Genomic DNA, 19,545 nt, shown 5'->3' on the forward strand with positions numbered 1-19,545 from the left:
TCATGACCGAGCGCACCTACGGCCCCGGACAGGGCCCCGGCGCCCGCCCTCTCACCGAGGACGAACTCCTGCACATCCTCGCCCGCCAGCCCTTCGGCGTGCTGGCCACGCTCAAGCGCGACGGCCGTCCGCACCTGGCCTCGATGGCCCTGCGCTGGGACGCCGCCGAACGCGTCCTGCGCATCTCCTCGGCCGAGGGCCGCGTCAAGGTGCGCCACCTGCTCGCCGACCCGCGGGCGTCGGTGCACCTCCAGGGCGACAGCGTGCTGTCGTACGCCGTCGCGGAAGGGCGCGCGGAGATCTCCGAGCCGTCGCTCAAGCCGGGCGACGCGACCGGACGCGAGCTGCTGGAGATGGCCGGCGGCTTCCCCGACCCGGCGGACGAGGCCGCCTTCCTGAAGGAGATGACCAAGGGCCGCCGCCTGGTCATCAGGATCCGGGTGGACCACCTGTACGGCATCGCCCTGGACGCCGCCACCTGACCGGCGGCGGGTTGCCGGGAACCGGCGGCACGACAAGGATGGCGTGATCGACAAGGGGGTCGCGACCCGGCCGCCGGTCGTGCGGCCCGAGCGCGGCGACTGCTCGGGGGCGAGCGCCCGTGACTTCGACGGCGGCGACGACGTCGCCCTCGGCTACCTGGGCACCACCGGCCGGGTGCACGTGCTGTCGGCGGGCAAGGTCATCCACGTCCCCACCCCGCCGGGCAACAGGATGAAGGGCTTCGGCTGGTCGGTGACCTTGGCCCCCGTCAACGGCGACCGCTGCGCCGAGCTGCTCAAGACCGCCACGGGAGACCTCTTCATCAAGGCCGTCACAGGCTGACGGCCCCCCAGCGAGGGGCCCTGTACACCAAACCAAGCGCTTGCTACGCTCCGCCCATGACGTCCACCGTGGTGTGGGGTACCGGCAACGTCGGCCGCGCCGCCATCAGGGCCGTGGAGGCCCATCCCGACCTCAGTCTCGCCGCCGTCCTCGTGCACTCCCCCGGCAAGGTCGGCCGCGACGCCGGGGAGCTCGCCGGTCTCGGCCGCGACCTCGGCGTCACCGCCACGGACGACGTCGCCGCCGTCCTGGCCGCGCGCCCGCGCGCCGTCGTGTACGCCGCCTCCGGCGACCTGCGTCCCGACGACGCCCTGGCCGACGTCGTACGGGCGATCCGGGCCGGCGCCGTCGTCGTCACGCCCTCCCTGTACGCCCTCTACGACCACCGTGGCGCCCCGCCCGAGCTGCGGGAACAGGTGCTGGCCGCCGTCGCGGAGGGCGGCGGCTCCCTGTTCGCCTCCGGCATCGACCCCGGCTGGGGCAACGACCTGCTTCCCCTGCTGCTCAGCGGCCTCGGCTCGGTCGTGGACGTGATCCGCTGCCAGGAGATCTTCGACTACTCCGGCTACGACCGCCCGGACGCGGTCCGGTACATGGTCGGCATGGGCGAGCCGATGGAGTACGAGCCGCCGATGATCGCGCCCACGGTCCCGTCGATGGTGTGGGGCGGCCAGGTACGGCTGATGGCGCGGGCCCTCGGCGTCACCCTGGAGGAGATCCGCGAGGTCGTGGAGCGGCGCCCGCTCGACCGTACGGTCACCACCGCGCGCATGGGCGTGTTCGAGGCCGGCACCCAGGGCGCGGTGCGGTTCGAGGTGCAGGGCGTCGTGGAGGGCGAGCCGCGCATCGTGATCGAGCACGTCACCCGCATCCACCCCTCCTGCGCCCCCGACTGGCCGCTCCCGCCGGACGGCGGCGACGGCGCCCACCGGGTGATCGTCGAGGGCAGCCCGCGCATCGAGGTCACGATCGAGGCCACCGACGAGGGCGGCAACCGCTCGGCGGGCGGGAACGCCACCGCGGCCGGCCGGCTGGTGAACGCCGTCGACTGGCTCGCCGCCGCCCCGCCCGGTCTGTACGACGCGCTCGACGTCCCGTTGCGACCCGCGTCCGGCCGGCTCGGAAGGAAGAATCCGTGATCGTCGACGTTCCCGGCGGCAAGGATCCGGTCGCCTACGTCTGGGGCGAGATGGTCCCCGGCATCGGCACCGCCGCCTCGAAGTTCTCCATGGCCGTCTACGCCCACACCACGCTGGGCCTGCGCGAGTTCGAGGCGGCCCGGCTGCGCATCGCGCAGATCAACGGATGCGTCTTCTGCCTCGACTGGCGCACCGAGCGCGACGGCGTCAAGGTCGAGGACGGCTTCGCCGACGCGGTCGCCGGCTGGCGGACCACCGGCGCCTTCGACGCGCGCACCCGGCTCGCCGCCGAGTACGCCGAGCGGTACGCCCTGGACCACCACGGGCTCGACGAGGAGTTCTGGTCCCGGATGACCGAGCACTACAGCGAGAAGGAGATCGTGGAACTGAGCATGAGCATCGGTTCCTGGTGGGCCTTCGGCCGGCTCAACCACGTGCTGGGCCTCGACACGGCCTGCATGCTGACCGGCGGCCCGTCCCCCTCCGTCAGACCGACCGAGTCTCCGTCCAGCCGACCGAGCGAGGGCCCGTGACATGAACCCCAGCCGCCGCACCTTCATCGCCGGAACCGCCTCCCTCCTGGGCGCCGCCGCCCTGCCCGGCCGCGCCGCCGCCGCTGCCGTCGCCGCCGGCCCGATCGCGGACGGCGCCCGCGTCCCCGCCCTGGTGATCGGCACCGGGTACGGCGGCTCGGTGGCCGCACTGCGCCTGGCCCAGGCGGGCGTCGAGGTGCACATGATCGAGATGGGCATGGCCTGGGACACGCCCGGCTCGGACGGCAAGATCTTCTGCAACACGCGCGAGCCCGACTACCGCTCGTACTGGCTGCGTACCAGGACCAAGGCGCCGCTCAACTACTTCCTCGGCTTCCCCATCGACCGGGACATCCCTCGCTACACCGGCATCCTGGACGCCGAGGAGTTCGCCGGCATCACGGTCTACCAGGGCCGCGGCGTCGGCGGCGGATCGCTGGTCAACGGCGGCATGGCCGTCACGCCCAAACGGGAGAACTTCGCCTCGGTGCTGCCGTCGGTCGACGCCGACGAGATGTACGGCGTCTACTACCCGCGCGCCAACTCCGGCCTCGGCGTCGGCCTGGTGGACCCGGCCTGGTTCGACACCGCCGCGTGCTACCAGTACGCCCGCGTCGGCCGCAAGCACGCCCAGCGCTCCGGCTTCCCGTTCACCTTCGTGCCCGACGTGTACGACTGGGACTACATGAAGCAGGAGGCGGCCGGCACGGCCCCCCAGTCGGCGCTGGCCGGCGAGATCCTGTACGGCAACAACCACGGCAAGAAGTCCCTGCAGAAGACCTACCTCGCGCGGGCGGGCGCGACCGGCAAGGTGACGATCTCGCCGCTGCACCGGGTCACCTCGGTCGCCCCGGCGGCGGGCGGCGGCTACACCGTCCGGATCGACCAGCTCGCCACCGACGGCTCGGTCACCGCCGCCAAGACCGTCACGGCCGCCCGGGTCTTCTTCGCCGCGGGCAGCGTCGGCACCAGCAAGCTGCTGGTCAGGCTGAAGGCCACCGGCGCGCTGCCCGGCCTGAACGACGAGGTCGGCAAGGGCTGGGGCGACAACGGCAACGTGATGTGCGGCCGGGCCAACCACCTGTGGGACCCGACCGGCAAGCTGCAGTCGGCCATCCCGTGCGCGGGCATCGACAACTGGACGGCCGGGGGCGCGTTCGCCGAGGTGGCGCCGCTGCCGACCGGGATCGAGACGTACGCCTCGTTCTACCTGTCGATCACCAACACCCCGCACCGGGCGCAGTTCTCCTGGAACGCCGCGACCGGCCAGGTGGACCTGAGCTGGCAGACCGCCTGGAAGCAGACGTCCATCGACATGGCGAAGACGATCTCCGACAAGATCAACTCCAAGGAGGGGACGATCTACCGCACCGACCTGTTCGGCGTGTACAAGATCTGGGGCGACCACCTCACCTACCACCCGCTCGGCGGCGCGGTGCTGAACCGGGCCACCGACAACTACGGCCGCCTGGCCGGACACCCCGGCCTGTACGTCATCGACGGTTCGCTGATCCCCGGCAACACCACGGTGAACCCGTTCGTCACGATCACGGCGCTGGCCGAGCGGAACATCGAGAAGATCATCGCCACCGACCTTTAGCGCAGGGTTTGCCGAAACGGCAACGGAGTTGGCGGGCCGCGGCACGGGCCGCGCATGATCCTGGTGACAGACCAGGACACACGTGCGTGGAGGAACGATGTCACAGCCCACCCCGGTCGCCGAGGGCGTCCACCGCCTGGCGCCCTCCCCCGCCGGCCGCGTCCATCTCGTGGAGGCGGGGCAGGGGCCGCTGGTGCTGCTGGTGCACGGTTTCCCCGAGTCCTGGTACTCCTGGCGGCACCAGCTCCCGGCGCTGGCCGCCGCCGGGTACCGGGCGGTGGCGGTGGACGTGCGCGGCTACGGCCGCTCGTCCAAGCCGGCGGACGTGGCCGCGTACCGGATGACCGAGCTGGTCGAGGACGGCGTGGCGGTGGTGCGGGCGCTGGGCGAGCGGACCGCGGTGATCGTCGGCCACGACTGGGGCGCCTCGATCGCGGCCCACAGCGCCCTGCTGCGGCCGGACGTCTTCCGCGCGGTCGCCATGCTCAGCGTGCCGTACACGCCGCGCGGCGGGCCGCGTCCCACCGAGGTGTTCGCCGCCATGGGCGGGACGGACGAGTTCTACGTCAGCTACTTCCAGACGCCCGGCCGGGCCGAGGCCGAGATCGAGCCGGACGTCCGGGGCTGGCTGGCGGGCGTGTACGCGGCCCTGTCCGCCGGGACCATGCCGGGCCCGGACGCGCCCCACCCGCTGTTCGTGGCCCCGGGCGGCAGGATGCGCGACCGGTTCCCGGCGGACGGCACGCTGCCCGGCTGGCTGAGCGAGGCCGACCTCGACTTCTACGCCGCCGAGTTCGAGCGCACCGGCCTGACCGGCGCGCTCAACCGCTACCGCAACATGGACCGCGACTGGGCCGACCTCGCGCCCCACGACGGCGCGCCCGTCACCCAGCCCTCGCTGTTCGTCGGCGGCGCCGACGACGCCACCACCCGATGGCTCTCCGCCGCGATCGACGCCTTCCCCGCCACCCTGCCGGGCCTGGTCTCCTCCCGTCTCCTGGACGACTGCGGCCACTGGGTCCAGCAGGAGCGGCCCGCCGAGGTCAACGCCATCCTGCTCGACTGGCTCGCCCGGCTCTGACGCGGACACCGCGGGCCCGCCCGCTGGGGGGCGGGCCCGCGGCCGGTCACAACACCGCTCCCGAGCCCTCGCGGGGCCGCCGGGCGGCCTTGGGCGCGGGCGGCTGGGGTGCCGGACGGCGGTCGTACCTGGCCAGGCCGATGGCCACCGGGCCCGCCACGAACGACGAGGTCAGCGTGCCCACGACGATCCCGGTGACCAGCGCGATCGCGAAGTCACGCAGCGAGTCGCCGCCGAAGACGGCCAGCGCGACCAGGACGAACAGCGCGCCGAGCCCGGTGTTGACGGTCCGCGGCACGGTCTGCAGGATCGCCGTGTTCACCGCCTCGGCCAGCGGCGCGGTGCGGCGGGCGGCCCACAGCTCCCGCACCCGGTCGAACACCACCACCTTGTCGTTGACCGAGTAGCCGACCACGGTCAGCATCGCGGCCAGGAACACACCGTCCACCGGCTTGCCGAGCCAGGCGAACAGCCCGATCACCACGGCCAGGTCCACCAGCAGCGCCAGCACGGTCGCCGTGCCGAACGTCCACCGGAACCGCACCGCCAGGTAGACGAGCTGGGCCGCCACGGCCACGCCGAGCGCGATGACGGCGTTGCGGCGCAGCTCCTCGCCCAGCGTGGGGCCGATGAACTCGTCACGCCGCTTGGTCACCTCGCCGGCCTGTCCCTCCAGCGCGGCCTGGACCTTGGCCGGGTCGAGCTGCCCCGCGCGTACGGCCACGCCGTCGCCGGTGGCCTGCACGACCGCGCCCGGATACCCGGCCTCGCTCACCAGCCGCCGGGCCGTGTCGGCCTCGACCGGCCTGGACGTGCCGAACTCCACGAGCCGGCCGCCGGTGAACTCGACCCCGAAGTCCAGCCCGCGGGTGAACAGCCCGGCCAGCGCCGCGACGGCCAGGCCGCCCGCGACCGCCAGCCACACCTTCCTGGCCTTCATGAGCTGGGGGTTCCGGCGGGCCAGCCACGTCCTGACGGCGCCGGGCGAGGCGAGGCCCGACAGGCGCGGCCCGATCCGCGCGGCGACGGCCTGGGTGAGCACGCGGGTGATCAGCATGGCCGACACCAGCGAGGCCAGCACGCCGATCGCCAGCGTCACGCCGAACCCCTTGACCGGCCCGGAGGCCAGCCAGAACAGCAGCCCGGCGGCGATGAGCGTGGTGGCGTTGGAGTCGGCGATGGCGCTCCAGGCGTTCTTGAACCCCCGGTTGAGCGCCGGCGCGAGCCCGCGTGCCGGGGCCAGGCCGTACTCCTCCCTGGCGCGTTCGAAGACGAGCACGTTGGCGTCGACCGCCATGCCGATCGCCAGCACGAACCCGGCAAGTCCGGGCAGCGTGAAGGTCGCGCCCATCGCGACCAGCGCGGCGTAGGAGATCAGGCCGTAGCACATCAGCGCGATGGCGGCCAGCAGGCCGGACAGGCGGTAGACCGCGATGATGAACAGGGCGGTCAGCACCAGCCCGACGATCGCGGCCTTGACGCTGGCCTCGACGGCGGCCTCGCCCAGCGTGGGGCCGACCGTCCGCTGCTCGACCAGGTCGAGCGGCACGGGCAGCGCGCCGCCCTTGATCAGCACGGCCAGGTCGCGGGCCTCCTCGTGGGTGAAGGACCCGGTGATCTGGGTGCTGCCGCCGGGGATGCCGGTCCCGCACGCGACGGACGGGTCGAGCTGCGGCGAGGAGATGATCTTCTTGTCGAGCACGATGGCGACGCGCCGCTTCGGGTCGCCCTCCGGCTGGCAGGCGGCCGCGCCGGTCATCTGCTGCCAGGCGTCGGCGTCGCGGAAGTCCACCGTGACCCACCAGCCGGGCCCCTGCTGCGGGTCGCTGCGCTCGGCGGCGTCGCTGACGCCGTCGCCGCTGATCGCCGCCGGGCCGAGCGCGAGCGGGCGGCCGCTCTCGTCGGGCAGCGCGGTGGCGTCGCCGTCCTTCGCCGGGCCGGTGACCGGGTGGAAGGCGAGCTGTGCGGTACGGCCGATGACCTCGGCCGCCTTGCTGGGGTCGAGCACGCCGGGCAGCTCGACGATGATCCGCTTCTCGCCGGAGCGGACCAGGGTGGGATCGACGACCCCCAGCGCGTCCGCCCGGCGGCGGAGCACGTCGAGGGCGCGGTCGGTGGCCGAGGAGTCGGCCTGGACCGTCGGGGAGTCTCTGGCCTCGAAGACGAGCTGGGTACCGCCGCGCAGGTCGAGGCCGAGGCGTGGCGTGGCGGTGAGGGACAGGATGATCGAGGTCGCGATGACGGCCAGCGCCGCCAGCGCGCGCCACATGGGCGCACGTGACATGAAGCCTCCACAGGCTCAGGTGTGCGGAAGAGGGGATCTTCAGAGCACCGTGGAGGGAGGCGCGCGGGCCGCCGCCGCGCCCTGGGGGCGGTCGGCGGCGGCGCGGGAGCCGGGCCGCCGTACGACGGCCGACCAGACCTGCGGCAGGCGGGCCGGGGCGGCCGCGGACAGCGCCGGGCCGCCCGGCCCCGCCTGGTCGTGCCCGCCGTGCCTGATCTGCGCGAGCGGAGGCGGCGGCGGCGTGGAGCCGAGCTGGACGGCGGCGGCCTGGTCGATCGCCGCCCGGATCGCCGCGACCTGCGGGGCGACCTGGCTGTGCCCGATCCCGGGCCCGGTCCCGTGACCGGCCGCCTGGCCGATCGTGGGAAGCAGCCACGACAGGACGAGAAGAAGGGCGGCGGGCAGCCTGGTGCGCACGTCGCCTCCTTCCCGTCGTGGTGGCCGTGGTTGGCCGTGGTGGCCGTCGTCGCCCCTACCGTAGCCCGCCGCCGGGCCGCTCAGGGCAGGGTGCGCAAGTACGTCGGCGGCCTGCGGACCTGAGCGGCCTGCTCGAAGGCGTACGCGAGGGCGATCAGGGACGGCTCGGACAGGCGCCCGCCGAAGAAGGTGACGCCGAGCGGCAGGACGTCCCTGGCGTAACCGGCCGGGACGGTGACCGCCGGATACCCGGAGATCGCCGAGGGCGCGGAGGAGGCGACGAACCCGGTGAAGTCGTCGCCCTTGGTCAGGTCGGTCAGCCAGGCCGCGTGGTTGGTGGGGGCGAGCAGCGCGTCCAGGCGGCCGGCGGCCATCGCGGAGTCGATCGCGCGGCGGGCCAGGGTGGTGGCCTTGTCCCGGAGGGCGCGGTAGGCGGGGTCGTCCAGGTCGCCGGTGGTGGCCTGCGCCTGCTCGAAGATCTCCTGCCCGAAGTAGCGCAGTTCGGTCCCGGCGTGCCGCCGGTTGAAGTCGATCAGCCCAGCCAGGTCGGCGGGGTGCCGTCCGGGGGTGGCGGCCAGGTAGGCGTTCAGGTCGTGCTTGAACTCGGTCAGCAGCGCGGGGAACTCGGCCTCGCCGGCTTCGTCCATGCCTTCCAGCTCGACGTCCACGACGGTCGCGCCGCGGGCCCTGAGGGTGGCGACGGTGGCGTCCAGGGCGGCGCGCACCTCCTGGTTGTCGCCCGCGACCGAGCGCCACACGCCGACGCGGGCGCCGTTCAGCGCGCCGGGCCGCAGGGCCTTGAGGTAGTCGCGGTCGCCGCCCGGGACGGTCGCGGGGTCGCGCGGGTCCGGCCCCTGGATGGCCGAGAGCACGGCGGCGGCGTCGGTGACGTTCCTGGTGATCGGGCCCGCGGTGTCCTGCCGGGACGACAGCGGCACCACGCCGGCCCGGCTGACCAGCCCGAGCGTGGGCTTGATGCCGACCACGCCGTTGATCCCGGCCGGGCAGACGATCGAGCCGTCGGTCTCGGTGCCGATGGTGACCGCGGCCAGGGTGGCGGCGGCGGCGACCGCCGAGCCGCTGCTCGACCCGCAGGGGTTGCGGTCCAGGACGTAGGGGTTGTTGGTCTGCCCGCCGACCGCGCTCCACCCGCTGGAGGACGGGCTGGAGCGGAAGTTCGCCCATTCCGACAGGTTCGCCTTGCCCAGGATCACCGCCCCGGCCGCGCGCAACCGCTGGACGAGGAACGCCTCCGCGCCCGGCCGGGAGCCGAGCAGCGCCTGCGAGCCGGCGGTCGTGCGCAGCGGCGCGGCGGTGTCGATGTTGTCCTTGAGCAGGACCGGGACGCCTTCCAGCGGTCCGTGCGCGCCGCGGCGGCGACGCCGGTCGCTGGACTCGGCCTCGCGCAGCGCGGCGGGGTTGGTCTGGATGACCGCGTGCAGCAGCGGGTCCACCGCGCGGATGCGGTCGAGGTAGAAGCGGGTGAGCGTCACCGCGTCGAAGCGGCCGCGGTCCATGGCGCGCTGCAGGTCGAGCACGGTGGCGCGGTCGAGGTCCAGGCCGCGCAGGACGGTGCCGGCGACGGCAGGGATAGGGGCCGCCTCGCGCGCGTGCGCGGGGGCGGCCGCGGTTAACCCGGCGGCGAGGGCGAGCGCGAGCGCGGCGGCCACTCGGCGGGCGGGCTTCATGAGCGTCATGGCTGTCGAGCCTAGCCAGAATGCTTTCGCTGGAAAATATTCCACTTCGTATATATTCTCGCGGGCTGCCCGCGTGACGCGTCCCTGTCTGGCGGGTCGTGGACAGGCGGCTGGCGTCCGGGCCACCGTCCTGTCACCCTGCCGGCCGCGGAGGCGGAAACCGTCGGTGGCCGCCCGCACACTCAGCGCATGCCCGATGAGCCTCTGGAACTCGGTGAGATCACCATCTCCGACTGGTACGCCCACAACGACAAGATGGCCGAGGTCGGCTTCCTGACCATCGCCAGACGCCTGCCCTCGCTCGTCGCCCAGGCGATGAGCATGTCCTGGCGGGCCGGCCCCCGCGACACCGTGGCCACCATCGCGCTCAACCTCCTCGGCGGCCTGTTCACCGCCTTCGGCCTGCTGGCCACGACCGGCGTGCTGAGCGCCCTGTTCAGCGAGGGCCCGACCCCCGACCGCGTGCTGGCCGCCCTGCCCAGCCTCGTCCTGGTCGGCGCGGCCGCCGTGCTGCGCACGGTGGTCCAGGCCGGCGCGGGCTGGGCCCAGTCACGCCTCACCCCGCAGATCTCCCGCCACACCGAGGAACGCCTCTACGGCCTGACCAGCCAGGTGGAGCTGGTCGCCTACGACGACCCGGAGTTCCACGACAGCCTCGAACGCGCCAACCAGCGCGGCGTCAGCGTGGCCAGCTCGGTGGTCAGCTCGGCCATCAACGTCGTCACCGCGGCCGTCGGCATCGCGGCGGCGGCGGGCGTGCTGGGCGTGCTGCACCCGGTCCTGCTGCCGCTGCTCCTGCTGGCCGTGCTGCCCGACGCGTGGGCCACCGTGCGCGGCGCCCGCATGCGCTACTCGACGATGTACTCCCTCATCCCCGCCCGCCGCCGCAAGTGGATCATCGCCGAGCTGCTGGCCGACCGCGAGCCCGCCGCCGAGGTGCGCTCGTTCACCATGCGCGGCTTCCTGCTGCGCATGTACGACGCGGTCGCCAAGGCCGAGCAGGACGTCCTGCTCGTCCTGGCCAGACGCCAGACCCTGGCCCGCCTGGTCGGCGAGGCCCTCGGCGGCCTCGGCACCGCCCTGGTCTACGTCGCGCTCGGCCTGCTGCTGGCCCTGGCCGCGATCCCGCTGGCGGTCGCCGGCACCGCGGTGCTGGCCATCAGGACCGGCCAGACGTCGCTGGCCAACCTCCTCTACGCCACCAACCGCCTCTACGAGGACGGCCTCTACTTCACCGACTTCCTCCAGTTCTGCGCCGACGCCGAACGCCGCGTGCCCGGCGCCCGCCCGGCGGCCGTGCCCGAGAGGTTCGAGCGCATCGTGGCCGACGACGTGACGTTCACCTATCCGGGCGCCGAGCAGCCGGCGCTGCGCGGGGTGACGGTCGAGATCAAGCGCGGCGAGATCATCGCGTTCGTGGGCGAGAACGGCTCCGGCAAGACCACCCTGGCCAAGATCCTGTCCGGCCTGTACGAGCCCGACTCCGGCGGCGTCTCCTGGGACGACGTCGACCTGACCGACGTGCCCCCCGACGAGCTGCGCCTGCGCACGGCCGTCATCGCCCAGGACCACACCCGCTGGCCGCTCACCGCCCGCTACAACATCACCATGGGCACCGACAAGGGCGAGGCCGCCCTGGTCGCGGCGGCCTCGGTCGCCGGCGCCGACGAGGTGGTCGCGGGCCTGCCCCACGGCTACCGCACGCTGCTCGACCGCCGGTTCAAGGACGGCCAGGAGCTGTCCGGCGGCCAGTGGCAGCGCGTCGCCGTGGCCCGTGGCTTCCACCGCGACGCCGACCTGCTCATCTGCGACGAGCCCACGGCGGCCCTCGACGCCCGCGCGGAGCACGCCCTGTTCGAGCGCATCCGCGACCACTCCGAGGGCCGCACGGTCCTGCTCATCACCCACCGCCTGGCCAGCGTGCGGTACGCCGACCGCATCTATGTCCTCGACCACGGCAAGGTCACCGAGCAGGGCGACCACCAGGCCCTGATGGCGCTCAACGGCCTCTACGCCGACCTCTACACCCTTCAGGCCGCCGCCTACCGCTGATCCTCAGCGGCGCAGCAGCCCGGACGGCACGGCCTCGGCCAGCGCCTTGTACCCCGCCGGGTTCAGGTGCAGGCGGTCGCCGACGTCGTAGGCGGGCAGCAGGTTGCGGGGGGGCGGCCGGGTCGCGGGCCGCGCGGTCGAGGTCGATCACGGCGTCGAACGTGCCGCTCGTCCGGATCCACTCGTCGACCTGCTGCCTGGCCGCCTCCCGGTAGCCGCCGGGGTCGTCGTAGGAGGCGTTGCCGCCGAAGGGGGTGAGGGTGGCGCCGTACACCCGCAGGTCCTGGGTGTGGGCGCGGGTGACGATCTGGTCGTAGGCGGCGACCTGGCGTTGCGCGGCCTGGGTGGCGGGGGCGGTGCCGATGTCGTTGACGCCCTCGAAGACGATCAGCCAGGCCAGGCCGCTCCGGGCGAGCACGTCGCGGTCCAGCCGGGCCAGGGCGGCCGGGCCGAGGCCGTCGTTCAGCACCCGGTTGCCGCCGGTGGCCTGGTTGGCCAGCGCGAGGCCGGGCAGGCGCGGTTGCAGCCGGTCGAGCAGCTGGTCGGGCCAGCGGTCGTTGCGGTTGGTGGTGGAGCCCCTGCCGTCGGTGAGCGAGTCGCCCAGCACGGCGAGCGCGGCGGTGGACCGTCCGGCCCGCACCTCGACCGCGCTGAGCAGGTACCAGTGGTCGACCGGGGTGGCGCCGGTCAGGTCGGCGGCCTCGGTCTGGTCGCCGCGGGCCAGGTAGGAGGTGGTCCTGGAGCCGGGGTGGGAGGTGAGGGCGTTCGACGCCTGCCCGTCGGCGAGGTGCACGGTCACCGACAGCACCGAGCGGGGCGCGAGCGCGGGAACGCGACGGAGGCCCGGGTGATGGGCAGCGGCGCGCCGCCGAAGGCGTTGGAGAAGCGCACCCGTACACGTTTGCCGCCGGCCGAGACGCGGACGGTCTGCCGCAGGGTGGTGTCGGCCAGCACCAGGCCGTCCTGCGTGTACGGCGGCGGCGGCATGTTGCCCGGCTCGGTGAGCTGCGGCATCGAGGTCCAGGTGTCGACCCAGTGCTCGCCGGGAAGCGCGGCTTTCTTTCGGAAGGTATGCCGAGCCGGGACCCGGGTCAACAGCGGTGCCCGCTTCTGACACGGCGCCATTCCCGTTCTGACCGGACGTTGCAAGGCAGGCGTCCCGGTGGTGCACTCAAGGGCGTTGGTTCCGACCCGTGTCCAGGCCGCCAGCGGGAGCGAGGGCCGGCGGCGGACCTCGAAGGGAGAACCGTGAGACGATTACGTCCGCTGTTGCTGTTCCTGCTGGTCACCCTGGCCGCGGGCTGCGGCGGGGCCGCGCCCGGCGCCCCGGGGGCCACCGGCTCCGGCGCGCCGCTGGAGAAGATCAGGATCGGCGTCATCCCGATCCCCGACAGCGCGCTGGTCTACATCGCCCGCGACCGCGGCTACTTCGCCGCCGAGGGGCTGTCGGCCGAGCCGGTGGTCGTGCAGGGCGGCGGCCCGGCGATCGACAGGATGAAGGGCGGCGCCCTGGAGTTCGGGCTGGTCAACTACGTCACCGCGGTTCTGTACCAGCGGCGGGAGCCGGGGCGGCTGAAGCTGGTCGCCGACGCCTACCACGCCGCGCCGGGCGCGTTCCAGCTCTTCGTGGCGCCCGGCAGCCCGATCAGGAGCGTGCGCGACCTGCGGCCGTCGGGCGGCGTGAAGAGGAGCGTCGCGGTGGCCACGCTGCGGTCGGTCGGCACGCTGAGCGCCGAGACCGTGCTCGCCGCGGCCGGGCTGTCGGCGGACGACGTCGCGTTCAAGGAGCTCCCCCTGCCCGACATGCCGGCCGCGCTGGCCGCGGGCACGGTGGACGTGGCCTGGATGACCGAGCCGTTCATCACCGCCTACGCCCGGCAGGGCGGCAGGTCGCTGGGCGACGCCATGGCGAACGTCCCGGCCGGGTGGCCGATCGCCGGGTGGGCCACGACCGCGTCGTACGCGAGCGCCCGTCCACGGGCCGTGGCCGGGTTCCAGCGGGCCATGGCCCACGCCCAGCTCGACGCCCGGGACCGGACGCTGGTCACCGGGGTGCTGGGGACGTACACGAAGATCCCGCGCGAGGTCCTGCCGACGATCACGCTCGGCACGTTCCCCGCCGCGCTGGAGCCCGAAGGGCTGCAGTCGGTGGTGGACACCATGGTGAGGTTCGGTTACCTGCCCGCGCCGCTGCGGGCGGAGAGCATGATCGTCCGGCCGGCCTGGGAGCCGGGGAAGGGGAACCCATGAGCGAGACGCCGGAGCGGGCGCGGGTGCTGCGCCTGGTAGACGACTTCATCCTGTACGCCGCCGTCCGGGCCGCCCTGCGGCTGTCGGTCTTCGACCTGCTGGCCGCCGGGCCGTGCGCCGTGGACGAGCTGGCCGACGAGATCGCCGCGGGCGGGACCGGGCGTCCCGACGAGACGCTGCTGGGCCGCCTGCTGCGCACGCTGGACCACCTGCGGCTGGTCGAGCGGGACGCCCGCGGCCGCTACCTGCTCACCGGCGAGGGCGACCTGCTCACCAGCGGCCGGGACGACTCCCTGGCCCCCGCGGCGCTGATGTGGGGCGAGGAGCTGTGGCGCGACTCGGCCGACCTGCTGCACCGGACGATCACCACAGGTGAGCCCGCCGCCCTGGAGCTCCACCAGGTGGACTCCCCCTACGCCTGGCTGGGCACCCGGCCCGCGGCCGGCGCCCTGTTCAACGAGTTCATGGCCACCCGCAGCGTCACCGTGGCCCGCGCGCTGGCCGGGCAGGACCTGACCGGCGTGGACGCGGTGGCCGACATCGGCGGCGGCACCGGCATCGTCCTGGCCACGATCCTGGCGGCCCACCCGCGGCTGCGCGGCGTGCTGTTCGAGCTGCCCGAGGTGGCGGCCCAGGCCCGGACTCACCTGGACGGCCGGGCGGGCATCACCGTGGCCGAGGGCGACATGTTCGCCGACCCGCTGCCCCGGGCGGGTCTGTACCTGCTGGGCAACATCCTGCACAACTATCCCGACGAGCAGGCCGCCAAGCTGCTGGCGCGGCTCGCCGCCCTGATGGACGGCCGCGCCGAGCTGTGGATCGTGGACGCCGTCCTCGACGACGACCCGCGCCGCTCGCCGACGTCGGCGGTGGCGCTGGACATGAAGATGCTCACGCTGTTCAGCGGCGGCCAGGAACGCACGCTGACCCAGGTCGGGAACCTGCTGGGGGCCGCGGGGCTGCATGTCGCCCGCACCGATCCGCTCCCCCACGGGCTGCACCTGGTGGTGGCCAGGCAGCGCCCCGCCACGGAATGAGCCCCCGCGTGGACCCTTCGCCGTCGCGCGCGTCCGGCGTCCGTCGATGAGACTGGCGGCCACGGGCGGGGGCCCGGGCCGCTCGGTGATGGCGATCTTGGTCTTCCCGCCACTTCGCGGCTTCTGCAAGTATTCGATCATGGAAGAAGGGAGACGCGAAGTGGCAGAGAGCAACACGGGCATTCGGCGATTACTTGCGGACTCTGGGGAGCCGCGTGGCTGGGTCCCGCTCCGGACGGATCTCGCCACCGCGCTGCTGGGGGTCTGGTTCGGCGTCGGGCTGATGATCGACGCGTGGGCGCACAGCAACCGCAGCGACCTGGAGACGTTCTTCACGCCGTGGCACGCGGCCTTCTACTCGGGGTTCGCGGCGGTGTCCGGCTGGATCATCTGGCAGGTGTTCCGCAACGTGCGGCTCGGCCGCCAGGGGCTGGCCGCCGTTCCCCAGGGCTATCTGGCCGGGCTGGTCGCCATCCCGGCGTTCGCCCTCTTCGGGCTGGCCGACATGACCTGGCACACCGTGCTCGGCATCGAGACGAGCGTCGACATCCTGTTCAGCCCGTCCCACCTGGGGCTGATCGTGACCATGCTGCTCATCATCACCACACCGCTGCGCTCGGCCTGGAACGCCCCCGACACGGGCGTGCGGCCCTCGCTCCGGCGGCTGTTCCCGGCGCTGGCCGGGCTCGCGTTCGCGGCCACGCTGGTGTCGCTGTTCCTGTCGTACGGCGACGCCCTCCAGTACCGGTCCGCACACATCGTCGAGGCGTTCTCCAGCGTCGAGGACGCGGGCGCCGACCGTCTGGCCACCGCGATGGTCATCAGCAACGTCATCCTGCTCACCCCGGTGCTGCTGCTGGTCCGGCGGTGGAACCTGCCCTTCGGCGCGGTGACCGTCATGTACACGGTCGCCGTCCTGATGCCCGGCGCGCAGACGGCGTTCGAGAACGTGCCGACGCTGCTCACGTTCGTCGCCGCGGGCCTGGCGAGCGACGTGCTGATCCGGCTGCTGCGCCCGTCCGGCGCGCGGCGGGGCGCCTACTGGGCCTTCGCCGGGCTGTCGGCCTTCGTCACCTGGTCGCTCTACATCGGGGTCGCCTCGGCGGCCGGTGGCGGCCTGCCCGCGGTGCCCGAGCTGTGGACCGGCGCGCCGGTGGTGGCCGGGCTGATCGGCCTGGCGCTCGGTGCGCTGTTCCTGCCGAACGCGCTCCCCGCGGACGCGGCCGACGCCGGACGGGCATGATCCGGCCGCTCCGGGTCCTGTGTCTCGTCGCCGTACTCCTGCTCGCGGGGTCCGCACCGGCCGCGGCTCACAACGTCACGGCCGGTGCGGACCTGCGCTTCGCCCAGACGATCGCCGGCGCCGAGCTGACGGTCGTGATCAAGGGCACGTCGCGGGTGCCGGGGCCGCTGCTGATCGGCGTGATCGCCTACGAGCCGGCGACCGGGCCGCCGGTCGGCCTGGAGGTGCGCTCGGTCGAGGACGGCCACAAGGTGACGGCCACCGCGCAGCCGTCCGCCACCCCGCGGTACGCCAAGCTCCCGGTCGAGCACACCGGGCCGCACGAGCTCAGGCTGACGGCGGGGGGCGAGGTCGCCGTGCTGCCGTTCCGCGTCCTGGTGGACCGGGGCTCCGCCGGCGAGTTCCTGATCTACGGCGGCCTGCTCGTGGCCGGGCTGCTGCTGGTGGGCGGCCTGCTGACCGGGGCGCTGTCGCGCAGGACCCCGGCGATGCTGCTGGCCGGGGGCGCGGCGGCCGCGGTGACGGTGGCCGCGATGGTCGTCGTGTTCGAGCCCGCGCTGCCGCCTCCGCCGCCCGACGGCGCCGTCCCGACGGTGGACACGCGGGCGGTGGGGGCGCCGGCGGCCGGACGACCCTTCGCGCGGGGACGGGTGACGACCCTCCCGGCCAGTCCGGCCCCCGGCGAGGAGTTCACGCTGCGCCTCGACCTCACCGACGGCTCGACCGGGCACCCGGTGGACGATCTCGTCCTGCACCACGAGGCGCTCGCCCACCTGGTCGTCACCAGCGAGGACGGCGCGTACTTCCGGCACCTGCACCCGCTGCGCACCGCGCCGGGACGGCTGGAGGCCCGGCTGCGCGCCGACCGGCCGGGCCGGTTCCTGGCCTACGCGGAGCTGGAACGCGAGGACTCCGGCGGCCAGCTGCTCGACGGCGCGTTCCGGGTCGCCGGGCACGCGCCTGCCGTGCTACCCACGCCGCCCGCCACGGGGATCACGCCGGTGCTGCGGCCGTCCGTGCCGGTCGCGGGGCGTCCGACGGCGATCGAGGTGGGCATCGGGGTCACGCCGCGGCAGTGGCTGGGCATGTCCGGGCACCTGATCGTGCGCAGCCAGGACGGCACGTTCTTCGGCCACGTGCACGAGATGGGCGTGCCCGCGCCCCGGCTGCGCTTCACCTTCAGCTTCCCCGCCCCGGGCCGCTACCTGGCCTGGGCCCAGTACGCGGCTGGCGACCGGATCGTCACCGTGCCCTTCACCGTCGAGGTCGCGGAGGCTCTCGGATGAGGCGGATCCTGGCCGTCGCCGCCCTGCTCGCGGCGGCCCTGGCGGTGTTCCTGTACGTGCGCGGCTCAGCGCCCGGCCCGCTCACCCTCACCAGCGCCGGCACGCGGTACGCCGTCACGGTCGTGGTCCCGAGGCCGACGGCGGGCCGCGTCACGGCCGAGGTCCAGGTGACCTCCGGCGAGCCGCGGACGGTGACGCTGTCGACGGTGATGCCCGGCATGGGCCACGCGACCCCGGAGATCGTCGCCGACGGGCAGGGGCCGGGCCGCTACGTGGCCGAGGGCGAGCTGTTCCCGATGGCCGGGGTGTGGGAGCTGTCGGTCCGGCTGAACGGCGCGGCGGGAGAGGAGGTGCTGGTGGTCAAGGCGCCCATCACGGGATGAAGACGCCCGACTCTTGACGAATGAAATGAACGATCTTTTAATTCGTCCATGGGACGTATCGCCGGCGTCACCGCCGCCGAGACGCGGGAACGCCTGCTGCGCGCCGCCGCGGACGTCTTCGCCAGGCGCGGCTACGACGGCACCCGCGTCGCCGACATCGCCGCCGCGGCGGGGGTGAGCAACGGCGCCCTGTACGCCCACTTCGGCTCCAAGGCCGGCCTGCTCGTGGCCGCGCTGGGCGCGCACGGCCGGCGGCTGCTGGCCGGACTGTTCGCCGACGACCCCGATCGTCCGGTCGCCGACCTGCTCGTCGCCGTCGGCCGCCGGCTCCCCCGTCCCCGGGACGCCGGCGGCGACCTCATCGTCGAGGCGCTGGTCGCCGCCCGCCGCGACGAGGACGTGGCCCTGCCCATGCGCGACTACGTCGGCGAGCGCGCCCACTGGCTGGCCGGCCTGGTCCGCGCCGGCCAGGACGGCGGCGAGCTCGACCACGCCCTGTCACCGGAGGCCGTCGCCCACTTCTGCCTCCTGCTCGCGATGGGCAGCGCGCTCATCGCCCCGGACCCCCACCAGGTGGACGAGGAGGAGTGGGCCAGGCTGCTCATCCGCGTCGTCGCCGCCCTCTCCCCCGCCCCACCGCACGAAGGAACGCCGTGAGAGCACAGATCGACCCCGGGCGCTGCCAGGGACATGGCCGCTGCTACGACCTCGCCCCCGACCTGTTCGGCGAGGACGACGAAGGTTACGGAACGGTCCTCGGCGACGGCGCGGTGACGCCGGACCACGAGCGCACGGCGCGGCTGGCCGTCTCCAACTGCCCCGAGCGGGCGATCGACCTCCTCGGGGAGGCGTGACATGAGCGTGGACGAGCGCTTCGTCAAGAACTTCGGCGAGCCGGGCGACGACGAGGAGATCGGCACCCGCAGCGAGATCGTCACCGGGCCGGTCTCGGACTGGGCCACCGACTTCTCCCACCTGGAGCCGGAGTGGGCCGCCGACCCGTACCCCATCCAGGACGACCTGCGGCAGCGCTGCCCGATCGCGCACACCGACCGGTTCGGCGGCGGCTGGCTGCCCACCCGCTACGAGGACGTCGCCGCCGTCGCCTACGACACCGAGCGGTTCTCCTCGCGCTCGATCATCATGAGCAACTTCCGTCCGCCGCGCGAGAGCGCGCCCGTGGGCGGCACGCCGCCGATCTCGTCCGACCCGCCCTTCCACCACGACGCCCGCAAGCTGCTGCTGCCCGCCTTCACCAAGACGGCCGTCGCCAGGCGGGAGGAGTCGACGCGGGCGCTGTGCCACGAGCTGATCGACGGCCTGGAGGGCCAGGACGTCGTGGACGCGGCCCGCGACTACGCCCAGCACATCCCGATGCGGGTGATCGCCGACATGCTGGGCTTCCCGCCCGAGGACGGCCCGCGCTTCCGCGAGTTCATCGAGAACGCCCTCGAAGGCGTCAACCTGCCGCCCGAGCAGCGGACCGCCAACATGGGCCGGCTCTTCGACTACCTGCTGGACCAGATCCGCGACCACGTGGAACACCCGCGCGACGACCTCACGACCTACCTCGTCGAGGCCGAGCTGTACGGCCACAAGCTGGAGGCCGGGCACGTGGCGGGCACGATCGCCCTGCTGCTGATCGCGGGCATCGACACCACCTGGAGCGCCATCGGCGCCTCCCTGTGGCACCTGGCCAAAACCCCCACAGACCGCGA

The 19,545-nt window shown here is 73.8% G+C and carries 20 protein-coding genes; 15 read left to right on the forward strand and 5 right to left on the reverse strand.

The annotated features are described in order from the left end of the window. Positions 1-2: 2 nt before the first annotated feature. The 6 genes from AB0J97_RS49205 (at position 3) to AB0J97_RS49230 (ending at position 5,178) form a co-directional block, all read left to right on the forward strand. Entirely contained in the window at positions 3-482 is a 480-nt protein-coding gene (locus AB0J97_RS49205) for a TIGR03618 family F420-dependent PPOX class oxidoreductase (RefSeq protein ID WP_364103659.1), read from the forward strand. Between the two features lie 43 nt (positions 483-525). After that, complete coding sequence (locus AB0J97_RS49210) at positions 526-825, forward strand: hypothetical protein (RefSeq protein WP_364103662.1); 300 nt, start codon at positions 526-528, stop codon at positions 823-825. 56 nt (positions 826-881) lie between these two features. After that, positions 882-1,964: a dihydrodipicolinate reductase gene (locus AB0J97_RS49215; protein WP_357709534.1), complete on the forward strand. Its 1,083-nt coding sequence runs from the start codon at positions 882-884 to the stop codon at positions 1,962-1,964. Further along, the gene (locus AB0J97_RS49220; RefSeq protein ID WP_364103665.1) at positions 1,961-2,497 is read left to right on the forward strand and encodes a carboxymuconolactone decarboxylase family protein; all 537 of its coding nucleotides are present in this window, start codon (positions 1,961-1,963) and stop codon (positions 2,495-2,497) included. Before AB0J97_RS49215 ends, AB0J97_RS49220 begins: the two co-directional genes overlap by 4 nt. A gap of 1 nt (position 2,498) precedes the next feature. Then, a complete protein-coding gene (locus tag AB0J97_RS49225) occupies positions 2,499-4,097 on the forward strand; it encodes a GMC oxidoreductase (protein ID WP_364103668.1) in 1,599 nt (532 codons plus the stop codon). 97 nt (positions 4,098-4,194) lie between these two features. Beyond that, positions 4,195-5,178: an alpha/beta hydrolase gene (locus AB0J97_RS49230; protein WP_364103671.1), complete on the forward strand. Its 984-nt coding sequence runs from the start codon at positions 4,195-4,197 to the stop codon at positions 5,176-5,178. Positions 5,179-5,224: 46 nt separating this feature from the next. Here AB0J97_RS49230 and secD read toward each other — a convergent pair whose 3' ends face one another. The 3 genes from secD to AB0J97_RS49245 all read right to left on the reverse strand — a co-directional run bounded on the left by secD (position 5,225) and on the right by AB0J97_RS49245 (position 9,576). Then, positions 5,225-7,462 (reverse strand): protein translocase subunit SecD, encoded by a 2,238-nt coding sequence (gene secD / locus AB0J97_RS49235; protein ID WP_364103673.1) that lies wholly within the window; start codon positions 7,460-7,462, stop codon positions 5,225-5,227. A gap of 39 nt (positions 7,463-7,501) precedes the next feature. After that, entirely contained in the window at positions 7,502-7,879 is a 378-nt protein-coding gene (locus AB0J97_RS49240) for a hypothetical protein (RefSeq protein WP_364103676.1), read from the reverse strand. An 80-nt stretch (positions 7,880-7,959) separates the two neighbouring features. Next, positions 7,960-9,576 (reverse strand): amidase, encoded by a 1,617-nt coding sequence (locus AB0J97_RS49245; protein ID WP_357705426.1) that lies wholly within the window; start codon positions 9,574-9,576, stop codon positions 7,960-7,962. A 189-nt stretch (positions 9,577-9,765) separates the two neighbouring features. Between AB0J97_RS49245 and AB0J97_RS49250 the strand changes: the two genes are divergently transcribed. Then, positions 9,766-11,628: an ABC transporter ATP-binding protein gene (locus tag AB0J97_RS49250; protein WP_364103680.1), complete on the forward strand. Its 1,863-nt coding sequence runs from the start codon at positions 9,766-9,768 to the stop codon at positions 11,626-11,628. On the opposite strand, the gene AB0J97_RS49255 is transcribed toward AB0J97_RS49250, so the two are convergent. Both AB0J97_RS49255 and AB0J97_RS49260 read right to left on the reverse strand, forming a co-directional pair. Beyond that, positions 11,576-12,427, reverse strand: a complete 852-nt coding sequence (locus AB0J97_RS49255; RefSeq protein WP_364103683.1) for a GDSL-type esterase/lipase family protein — start codon at positions 12,425-12,427, stop codon at positions 11,576-11,578. The genes AB0J97_RS49250 and AB0J97_RS49255 overlap by 53 nt on opposite strands. Continuing rightward, entirely contained in the window at positions 12,424-12,642 is a 219-nt protein-coding gene (locus AB0J97_RS49260; protein WP_364103686.1) for a hypothetical protein, read from the reverse strand. The genes AB0J97_RS49255 and AB0J97_RS49260 overlap by 4 nt, the downstream gene beginning before the upstream one ends. Positions 12,643-12,876: 234 nt before the next feature. On the opposite strand from AB0J97_RS49260, the gene AB0J97_RS49265 reads away from it, so the two are divergent. From AB0J97_RS49265 to AB0J97_RS49300, 8 genes are all read left to right on the forward strand, one after another. After that, entirely contained in the window at positions 12,877-13,878 is a 1,002-nt protein-coding gene (locus AB0J97_RS49265; RefSeq protein ID WP_364103689.1) for an ABC transporter substrate-binding protein, read from the forward strand. Continuing rightward, positions 13,875-14,915 (forward strand): methyltransferase, encoded by a 1,041-nt coding sequence (locus tag AB0J97_RS49270; protein WP_364103692.1) that lies wholly within the window; start codon positions 13,875-13,877, stop codon positions 14,913-14,915. The genes AB0J97_RS49265 and AB0J97_RS49270 overlap by 4 nt, the downstream gene beginning before the upstream one ends. A gap of 160 nt (positions 14,916-15,075) precedes the next feature. Next, entirely contained in the window at positions 15,076-16,158 is a 1,083-nt protein-coding gene (locus tag AB0J97_RS49275; protein WP_364103695.1) for a hypothetical protein, read from the forward strand. Continuing rightward, the gene (locus AB0J97_RS49280) at positions 16,155-17,444 is read left to right on the forward strand and encodes a hypothetical protein (protein WP_364103698.1); all 1,290 of its coding nucleotides are present in this window, start codon (positions 16,155-16,157) and stop codon (positions 17,442-17,444) included. Before AB0J97_RS49275 ends, AB0J97_RS49280 begins: the two co-directional genes overlap by 4 nt. Next, complete coding sequence (locus tag AB0J97_RS49285; RefSeq protein WP_364103701.1) at positions 17,441-17,827, forward strand: FixH family protein; 387 nt, start codon at positions 17,441-17,443, stop codon at positions 17,825-17,827. Before AB0J97_RS49280 ends, AB0J97_RS49285 begins: the two co-directional genes overlap by 4 nt. A gap of 48 nt (positions 17,828-17,875) precedes the next feature. Continuing rightward, positions 17,876-18,484 (forward strand): helix-turn-helix domain-containing protein, encoded by a 609-nt coding sequence (locus tag AB0J97_RS49290; protein ID WP_364103704.1) that lies wholly within the window; start codon positions 17,876-17,878, stop codon positions 18,482-18,484. After that, positions 18,481-18,681, forward strand: coding sequence for a ferredoxin (locus AB0J97_RS49295; RefSeq protein ID WP_357705436.1), 201 nt, complete (start codon positions 18,481-18,483; stop codon positions 18,679-18,681). The genes AB0J97_RS49290 and AB0J97_RS49295 overlap by 4 nt, the downstream gene beginning before the upstream one ends. Position 18,682: 1 nt before the next feature. After that, positions 18,683-19,545, forward strand: an 863-nt coding sequence (locus AB0J97_RS49300; protein ID WP_364103707.1) for a cytochrome P450, incomplete at its 3' end; no start/stop codon positions are given.

It is taken from the genome of Nonomuraea sp. NPDC049607 (assembly GCF_040675375.1).
Taxonomy (GTDB): Bacteria; Actinomycetota; Actinomycetes; order Streptosporangiales; family Streptosporangiaceae; genus Nonomuraea.

Excerpts from the sequence above, each read along its gene's own strand:
- AB0J97_RS49250 (WP_364103680.1), top strand. The coding sequence starts at position 9,766 with ATGCCCGATGAGCCTCTGGAACTCGGTGAGATCACCATCTCCGACTGG.
- AB0J97_RS49285 (WP_364103701.1), top strand. The coding sequence starts at position 17,441 with ATGAGGCGGATCCTGGCCGTCGCCGCCCTGCTCGCGGCGGCCCTGGCG.
- AB0J97_RS49215 (WP_357709534.1), top strand. The coding sequence starts at position 882 with ATGACGTCCACCGTGGTGTGGGGTACCGGCAACGTCGGCCGCGCCGCC.
- AB0J97_RS49290 (WP_364103704.1), top strand. The coding sequence starts at position 17,876 with ATGGGACGTATCGCCGGCGTCACCGCCGCCGAGACGCGGGAACGCCTG.
- AB0J97_RS49260 (WP_364103686.1), bottom strand. The coding sequence starts at position 12,642 with ATGCCGCAGCTCACCGAGCCGGGCAACATGCCGCCGCCGCCGTACACG.
- AB0J97_RS49245 (WP_357705426.1), bottom strand. The coding sequence starts at position 9,576 with ATGACGCTCATGAAGCCCGCCCGCCGAGTGGCCGCCGCGCTCGCGCTC.
- AB0J97_RS49280 (WP_364103698.1), top strand. The coding sequence starts at position 16,155 with ATGATCCGGCCGCTCCGGGTCCTGTGTCTCGTCGCCGTACTCCTGCTC.
- AB0J97_RS49230 (WP_364103671.1), top strand. The coding sequence starts at position 4,195 with ATGTCACAGCCCACCCCGGTCGCCGAGGGCGTCCACCGCCTGGCGCCC.
- secD (WP_364103673.1), bottom strand. The coding sequence starts at position 7,462 with ATGTCACGTGCGCCCATGTGGCGCGCGCTGGCGGCGCTGGCCGTCATC.
- AB0J97_RS49205 (WP_364103659.1), top strand. The coding sequence starts at position 3 with ATGACCGAGCGCACCTACGGCCCCGGACAGGGCCCCGGCGCCCGCCCT.
- AB0J97_RS49270 (WP_364103692.1), top strand. The coding sequence starts at position 13,875 with ATGAGCGAGACGCCGGAGCGGGCGCGGGTGCTGCGCCTGGTAGACGAC.
- AB0J97_RS49225 (WP_364103668.1), top strand. The coding sequence starts at position 2,499 with ATGAACCCCAGCCGCCGCACCTTCATCGCCGGAACCGCCTCCCTCCTG.